Genomic DNA, 8,740 nt, shown 5'->3' on the forward strand with positions numbered 1-8,740 from the left:
TCGATTATTCAATTATTTTAATGGTATTAAAATCAAAATTTTCTGTATGCAAATGGCTATTATGTAATTCATATCCAAATATTACTCCTGATATATCTTTAAATAAGTTATAGATTGCCTCTCCTATTCGAAACGTTCTAAAATGGAATTTAGCCAAAGCGTTAACAAATTCTTTATCTTTTTTGTAATCAGTTAAATTTTTAACTTTTTTAATGTACTTTGTGTCAATACTCAGACCATTTATGTGTAAAGAACTAGGAAAACAAGAGCCTTGTTCGTAGGCACTACCCGTTACAATAATATTTTCTTTAATCTCCGCCAGAGCGCCTATAAAACCTGCCAGTAAGTCTGGATTTATATATTTTCGAAAAGTTTCTTTAAGTTCATATTTTATAATTACACCACTACTTTCATAGTTAAGACTATCCGGCATTCGAACCATTTGGGCTTCTTCCTTCAGCTTTTTATATAGTTTCCATACATCTCCTTGTTTGTCATGACGTCCATATTCAGCAATATTCCCATTAATCATAGTTAGTCTTTCATGAATACTTACACCATCTTCTATTTTTATCCATTCATGAATATCACCATTTTTGTATTTCGCTCTAGCTGCAATATACCCATCACTAACGTTAGTTTTAGTTTCCTCCACAGTTCCATGATCTGGATAGTTAAATGTTTCTCTAGGAGAATCTACAAACACTTTCTTATTAATGGTATGCCATTCACAAATACAAATTTCATGCTCGTTATTATCTTTATCATGATAGACATATTGATATTTTCGCTCAAAACCAGGGAATATTTTTTCGGGTATATGCTTTTCGATTTTTCCATCCTGATAGATATGATAAGTCACAATGCCTGCTTTAAATTTAAAGTAATTCATAAGGGCAACTGGGTGCATAAACCAAACCTCACCGTTTTGGCTTAACGTGGCTGGCGTTGATGAAGTTTCGGTTTGCTCAGTTGAGGGGGGCAATGTTTGACTTTTTTCTGTTTCAGTGTCACTTTGTTCTGTCTGTTGACTTTGCTTAGCTAATCCTTCGACTACATCTTCCCACCACAGCATTTTTGTCGCTTTTTCTTTGGTTTTTTCCCATAATTCTGACTTCTCTTCTAACTCTTTTATTTTACCCAATAAGTTAAGTTGCTCCGGTGTTAATTTCTTGTCGGGGGCATCTTTATAATCAGCGGGAAAACGCTCATAGTCTCTTCTTTGTTGTTCTAAGCCTTGTTTTATTGATTCTTGTTCGCTTGCATCAAACTTACTAACATATGCATCACGTTTTGCTTCATCACCGTCTTTTATATAACCCAAATAGTTTTCAGCATCATCGGTCATTTCACTGTTTAATGCTTCCCATTCCGGCCGCTTTCCTTCCGCATCTAGCTCTTCATACCATTCACTTTTATAATGAACTAACAGCCGTCCCAGTGCCGTTGTTAATGGGGGGTTTTCGGCTATTCCCTTAAAACATTTGCAATATCAAAAATTCATATATTTCAATAACTTTATAATTAATAAAAAACCTTATTATTTATCTAAAAATTTTTAATCTTCATAAGGATCATCTACAAATTTTCTACAATTACTTAACTCTTTAGGTGTGCATTCTCTTTGTTTTGTAAACACCAATAGATTAGAATTTACGACCATCGTTCCAACCTCTTTATACAAACATTCTGTTTCAACACGTTTATAACGGTTATTTTCTAAGTATTTAAAATTATTTTTCAACGATATAACTTCATCTTCTTTTTTGCCCGGACAGTATTTGTAGCTATAAGCAAATTTATCTTCATCATCAATGCTGAAATCATTACCGTAAAGATTCAATTTGACAAATTTCTGCTGTTTTTTGTCATAAGAGTAAGCATAATATTTATCAATATTATTTGAACCCGACAATTGATCTTTAACAATGAAAAAGGAATTATTATTTCCATAAAAATTAAAATCAAAACTTTCATTAGTTTTGATACTAATATAACCATGGAACTCACATTCACTTATATCATCGATGACTTGAATAAGACGACCATCTTTTTTATTGAAGATTTTGACACCCACAATATGTGCTTTTTCCTTTTGATTTTTAGACACTATCACTTTAAAATAAAAATCTTTTGTGCTATCTCTCTGTAAATAATCTATATTGCTGAATTCCGCTTCATCTAATGAATATTCGTTATATTCAAATATTTTATCTAAATTAATCTTACTATCTTTACCAAAAGCATATCCTGCTAGCTGTTGGTAATTTTCCGAACCATCATTAAAAGTCACAACATTGAAATCTTTAATAAATATTTTATCAATCATCTTTTTATATGAATTTGCATAATAAGTTTTGAAATTAAATTCATTAGCATTGTTTTCTACAAAATCTAATAGTCTAACTTGATAATCTTTACCATTTGTATAAACAAAAACAGCCTTTTCAGAATCAAAATAAAAATCAGCTTCATTTTTTCCTACATTACCAGTATAAACACGGAAAATAGCTTGACTAATAGCAGGAATTAATAATAGAAAGAGTAGAATTATTTTTTTATAACTCATTTGTTATTCCTTAATTTATTTAGTATACAGCTGGATTCATACTTATCAGTCACACTGCTATTAATCATCATCATAATCATTGGTATCTATATAATTGCGACAAAAGTTCAACTCATTAAGTGTGCATTCTCTTTGTTTTTTAAACTCATATCGACCATTATTTTCGTTTGGATAACTATCCTCCTGAAATAAGCATTCTGTTGAAATTCGTTTATAACGGTTATTACCTATGTATTGAAAATTATCAGTGAGAAATATTTGGGATCTTTCTTTTTTACTTGGACAGGTTTTGTAGCTAATAGCCTCTTTTTCTTTATAATCAAAACGAAAATCATTACCATCAAGATTTAATTTAACAAATTTTTGTTGGGTTTTATCATAAGCGTAATAATCTGCTATTTGATTAGGACCATAATTTCTATTTTTAGTCAGATAAAAATCATTATTATCACCATCAAAATTAAAATCAAAGCCTTCATGTGTTTGAACACTAACATAAGAATTAAATTCACACCCTTTTATTCCCGTAATAGTCTGAATAAGGCGACCATCCTGTTTGCTATAAATTTTGATCCCCACAATTTTTGCTTTTTCCCCTTTTTTCTTTGATACTACCGCTTTAAAATAAAAATCTTTAGTGCTACTTTGTTGTAAATAATCTACATTATTAAATTCTACTTTGCGTAATGAATGTTCATCGTATTCACCGTATTCAAATGTTTTGTGTAAATCTACCTTATCACCATTGGGTGTATAGCCTGTAAGCTGTTCTGAATCAAAAATATCAACATTCTCAATCACTGGATTAACATTATTAGATTTGAATTTACTAGGATTACGAATCTGGCTTATATTAAGACTCTTAACTTGATGATCTTTATCATCAATATAAACCGCAACATCATATTCAAAATAAAATTCAACTTTATCTTGACCAATGCTACCTGTGTAAATGCGACTTAATTCTGCTTGGCTAATTGTTGGTATTAGTGATATTAGAAGTAAAATAGGTTTTATATAATCCATCTTGTTATTCCTTAATTTATTTCTATTTTTTATGCTGTTGTTTTACTTAAGCTTATTTCTTTTTTTAACCATTTATTCTTGAATTCTTCTCTCTTTCACTTTTGTCTGCTCATCTACATCAATTGCCTGTAAATTAACAAAGAATGCTGGATTGATTTTGTAGGCTAGTCTATCGTTTTGTGCATTTTTTGTATTAGTCCGATTACCATTTTTTTTCATAGCAATTTCAAAATGTAAATGAGGATTACAAAGTCCTTTAGCGTTACCTGTATCACCTGTATAGCCTATCAAATCACCCGATTTAACCTTGTTCCCGACTTTTAAGTCAACACGTTTATCACTTAAATGACAATAACGTAAGTAAAAATGGTCAGCATTAATATCAAAATCATCAGCTTGAACTATCTCTTGTTTGTCGGGTTCATTAAATTCAAGCGTATAGTCATTTTTTGATGCGCGTAAATCATCACCCTTGACTTTTATTACTAATACGTTTCCATATCCACCTTCTACTTCATATTGGACTATTTCTCCATCTAAACACGCGTAACATGGGGTATTTATGTCTGCAAATAAATCTAAACCTGTATGAGCTTTTGCGCCCTGATTTCTTACAAAACCAAAAGCACCATTCCAATTATTAAGATTTGTATTTGAACTATAACAAGTCCGTTGTGGGCGCTCTAAAGGCTCATGCCAGAATTTTCTTTTAGCATTAAAATAATCCACCATCGCCACAGGATGCATAAACCAAACCTCACCATTTTGGCTTAACGTGGCAGGTGTTGATGATGTTTCGGTTTGTTGCTTTGAGCTGTCTTCTGTTTTATCTTTTTCTGTTTCAGTGTCACTTTGTTCTGTCTGTTGACTTTGCTTAGCTAATCCTTCGACTACATCTTCCCACCACAGCATTTTTGTCGCTTTTTCTTTGTTTTTTTCCCATAATTCTGACTTCTCTTCTAACTCTTTTATTTTACCCAATAAGTTAAGTTGCTCCGGTGTTAATTTCTTGTCGGGGGCATCTTTATAATCAGCGGGAAAACGCTCATAGTCTCTTCTTTGTTGTTCTAAGCCTTGTTTTATTGATTCTTGTTCGCTTGCATCAAACTTACTAACATATGCATCACGTTTTGCTTCATCACCGTCTTTTATATAACCCAAATAGTTTTCAGCATCATCGGTCATTTCACTGTTTAATGCTTCCCATTCCGGTCGCTTTCCTTCCGCATCCAGCTCTTCATACCATTCACTTTTATAATGAACTAACAGCCGTCCCAGTGCCGTTGTTAATGGGGTTTTTTCCGCTATTCCCTTAAAACAGTCCTGTGTTAATGCCGCATATTTATTACTATTTTGAATATATTGCTTATCTAATATTGTTAGGGTCTCTTTAATGGTTGGCTTGTAGTGCTCAAGTGAGGCATTATCTTTGTTTCGGGTTGCCGCTTTTTTCGCATTCAGATAAAATTCTTTTAAACTGCCGGTTTCTCTAATCTGTTTAAAATCAAACCATTCCCAACCACTGACTTTTTTTACACCCTCACTACCAATAAATGTCCATCCTTTAATAGGAATATTTTTACTATCCAGTGCATACTCTATCTTTAACCATAAGGTCCCCTTTTCATCAATTGCACGTTTATCATTCCCCATTAAATCTTTATCATTTATATTCAGTAGCAACGGTGGCATATCAACTTCATTTTTGCTACCGGTTAACTCACTCTCTTGTAAGGGAAATTTACTCCATGCCGGTGTGGTACTGGCTAAATCTTTTAGATTACCTTTTTCTTTTAGTTTATCCTGTATCTCGTTATTATGTTCTATCCATAATGTTTTGGTTTCACTTTTTGATATTTGAATCTCTATTTGTAACCAGTTGATATTCGATTCTTTACTCAGTACTTTTATTTCCGAACCTTTGAAGCACTCACCTACTGTTGAATCCGAGTCTGATGCTAACGCCAGTAATTTTGCACCTTTTGATATGCCAACCAATGTTTTATCTTCATCGGGTACTTTACTTGCCTCTGCCTGCGTTTGGGTGATGAACGTCGGCAAATCTTCACAAGTAAAACACTCCACATGTAAACCCGGCCGAAATCGGCTTTTTTCTATCCCGCCACCTAAGGGTAAAGTATCGATATTAATATAATTACCGTCTTTATCCGTTTTTTTATCAATAATATCAATAATCTTATTTGGATTATGACCAATATGACCGACTAAATCACCCGCATTGATGGGAAAAGGTTTATCTAATACCACAACCTTATTATATTCTTTGCCTCGGGCGATATTTTCGAGACTATCATACCAAACCAATTTTTTCTCTGTAGGTAAGGGAATTGTCGGTTGTCCATTACCTATTATTTGAGTTAATTCAACATACGTTTTAGGTTTTTTATCACCGGTTATTTTTATTTGAGTACCCTCTGGTAACATAGCCAGTATATTTTTTTTACTTTCATCCCTGACTCTTAGTCCTTTTGATTTGGCTAATTGACTATCTTTACCTTTTATATCAAATGTGGATTCAGTCAGTTGCTTTCTAGTACCAGTGAGAACCCAGCCGATAATCTTCTTTCCTTCATGCTCATAAGGGGTTAATACTGGGATTGAACAATAGCCTTCCTGTAACGATGTGACTGCATACCATTTATAATCTTCGCTATGTAGCTCAAGATTCAACTCCACTTTGGTGCCCGCTTGTAATACCGCAAGGATTTCTCCTTCTGTTAGGTCAGGCATTTTTCGAATATTTAGCCCTTCGACAAAATCTAAACCTTTATCAATGACTCGGTAAATATCTTGCTCCCAAAATGCAGGCGCAGGCTCTTTAGGGTTATCTTCATAGTACTTGGTATCAGCTAAATGCATATATAAACTGTAGAAATACAGTTGATGACCCGGCTGTTTGGGTTTAGCCGTTTCTGTAGCAGGCGGCGTGCCTGCTGTTGATGAGTCACCGGTTGTCGTTGGAGGAGTTGGCATATTAGTATTTGTGCCCGTTGGTGATGTTTTTACCGGCGTTGTAGTTGTAGGCTGTGTATTTGACGACGGTGATACATTGGCTGTTGGCGCTGTTGAATTTTCAGTTGAGCTATTTGTAGCTGCGTCGGTTGATATCTCACCTTCTGTTGTTGCAGGCGGTGCCTCTTCAATTCGTTCCATTTCAAGCAGATGACGAACTAAAACAAAACCGGTTGAGAAAAAATCAACCTTATTACCATAATCAACTTTTTGATAATTGTCATTAACCCGATAAGCAATCACTTCACCATCGGCTATACAATACACTTTGCTGGGTTTATCATTTACAATGCCTAAATTCTTAAGCACATCTTCATCAAAGTGAATTCCTCCATGCACAAGCTTATTAACGCTCACAGGATAAAAACCGCTTTGCGCTAACATTAATGCTTCATGATAACGGTTAGCATTTAATTGATTTGGGTCATTGGTAACGACCGGGTATGTCCATTTTTTTAAGGGTGTTAATGCCATTATTGATTCCTTTATCCTGAAAAATTGATGAGTTCAGTGTTGATTAAACGCATGAGTGCTACATCAATATCACTGGATGTAAATTTTAATTTGTCACTATCAATAGTTGCCGCTCCCATTTTTTGCAAGGCATTGCTTTTTATATACACATTACCAGCTGTACCGAGCTCAATCCCCTCTTCACTGATTTTGATATAAGAGCCACCACAAATTAAGGTGATTCTTTGACTGGCTGTGATTGTCAGCTCACCATCAACACTGTCAATTTTGATATCCTGCTTGGCGGCCATATTCAGGTTGGCATTTTGCGCTTGCAGGTTTATATCACCCTGGTTAGCAAAGACTTTCATCCCCGATTTGTGGGCAAATAACCCCATTGATTCACCACCAGACAGGGTGATGTTTTTTAATGCGGTAATATCAGTCTGGTTTTCACTGGTTAAGGAAATACTGCTACTCGTAGATAGCTGGATGTTTTCAGGACTGGTTAACGCAATGCCCTCCTGTGCATAAGCTAAAATGCCACTTTGCGCCAGCTCAGTTAAGTTTGCCTTGAGCTGATTTTGACTGTCCGTATCAGCACTGTGTGCTTCCGATTGTTTAGCCGCATTTTGCAGGGATTTAGCTATCGATAAGGCGTTTTCTAACTGAGTAATCGCGCCTTGCATATCCAGCTGTTTGCCCTGCGCTTTTGGCTCGGTTTGGGTGGTCAGATATAACCCTTTTGCCGCCGCTAAGGCGCCCCATTCATCAGTGCGTAGTTCAAACCCTTCACCTCGCTGCTCTTTATTCTGGTTAACTAAGTGACCAATATTAAGCTGGGTTTTTCCGTATTCAGTGGCTAACTTGATGTGCTCCTGACCGCGTTTATCATCCATCCGCAGTTTATTGTTGGTCGCCGTGCGAATCACATTGCGATGTTTGTTGGCCGTTGCAACATGGTCAGGGTGGGCACTGTCATGCATCGCATAAGCAATATAAGGGCGGTCAGGGTTACCGTTAGTAAAGGCTATCGCCACCTCCGTACCGTCAATAAGCGGAAAGTGAAAACCATAACGGCTACCGGCATACGGTTTCGCCAGTCTGACCCATAAGCTCTCTTCACCGCTGTTCCAGCTTTTCAGGTCAAAGTTAAACTTAACCCGGTATCGACCCTGAGTGTCAATATAACCATAGGTGTCATTATCCGGACTGGTCACCCGTGCCGGTAAGGTGCCACTGATTTGTGGCCATGCTATCGGTTTAGGGCGGTAGGGTTTTAATACCTGATACGGGATGGCGGTAAATGCCACTTCATAAGCATCCGTGCGGTTACCGTGCCCAGCCACACTTATAATGATAAACCCCTCTTGCGTATCGGCTAACGGGTTACCTGTTATGCGAATACGTTGACCCGGCACCAGCTGACAGCGGTTACTTTTACCGCTGATGATTACCTGACTACTGATTGCCTGTTCATGACGAATACGCGCATACCATGTCCCACTTTCAATGCTGTTATCCTGATTACCTTCGCGGTTACCATTTTGCTCTCCTGCCGCAAAACGGTTGGCTGTATCGCTATCACGACCAGCATTAGCCGTGCCATTATCATTCAATCCTTTATAGTGCTCTTCATAACGGTAATTCGTGCCATAT

At 36.0% G+C, this 8,740-nt stretch carries 5 protein-coding genes; all 5 read right to left on the bottom strand.

Translation table 11 applies throughout. The features are described 5' to 3' along the window. Positions 1–4 precede the first annotated feature (4 nt). Entirely contained in the window at positions 5–1,348 is a 1,344-nt protein-coding gene (locus A9G09_RS04515; protein WP_065633714.1) for a hypothetical protein, read from the bottom strand. Positions 1,349–1,558: 210 nt separating this feature from the next. Beyond that, positions 1,559–2,569 carry a hypothetical protein gene (locus A9G09_RS04520; RefSeq protein ID WP_065633715.1) on the bottom strand — a complete coding sequence of 337 codons (1,011 nt, stop codon included), beginning with the start codon at positions 2,567–2,569 and terminating at the stop codon, positions 1,559–1,561. A 60-nt stretch (positions 2,570–2,629) separates the two neighbouring features. After that, the gene (locus A9G09_RS04525) at positions 2,630–3,595 is read right to left on the bottom strand and encodes a hypothetical protein (RefSeq protein ID WP_065633716.1); all 966 of its coding nucleotides are present in this window, start codon (positions 3,593–3,595) and stop codon (positions 2,630–2,632) included. A 72-nt stretch (positions 3,596–3,667) separates the two neighbouring features. Continuing rightward, complete coding sequence (locus A9G09_RS04530) at positions 3,668–7,102, bottom strand: M23 family metallopeptidase (RefSeq protein WP_065633717.1); 3,435 nt, start codon at positions 7,100–7,102, stop codon at positions 3,668–3,670. A gap of 11 nt (positions 7,103–7,113) precedes the next feature. Beyond that, on the bottom strand, positions 7,114–8,740 hold a 1,627-nt coding region (locus tag A9G09_RS04535; protein WP_141671529.1), incomplete at its 5' end, for a type VI secretion system Vgr family protein.

Origin of the sequence: Gilliamella sp. wkB292, from assembly GCF_001690235.1 — a bacterium.
Taxonomy (GTDB): domain Bacteria; phylum Pseudomonadota; class Gammaproteobacteria; order Enterobacterales; family Orbaceae; genus Gilliamella; species Gilliamella apicola_F.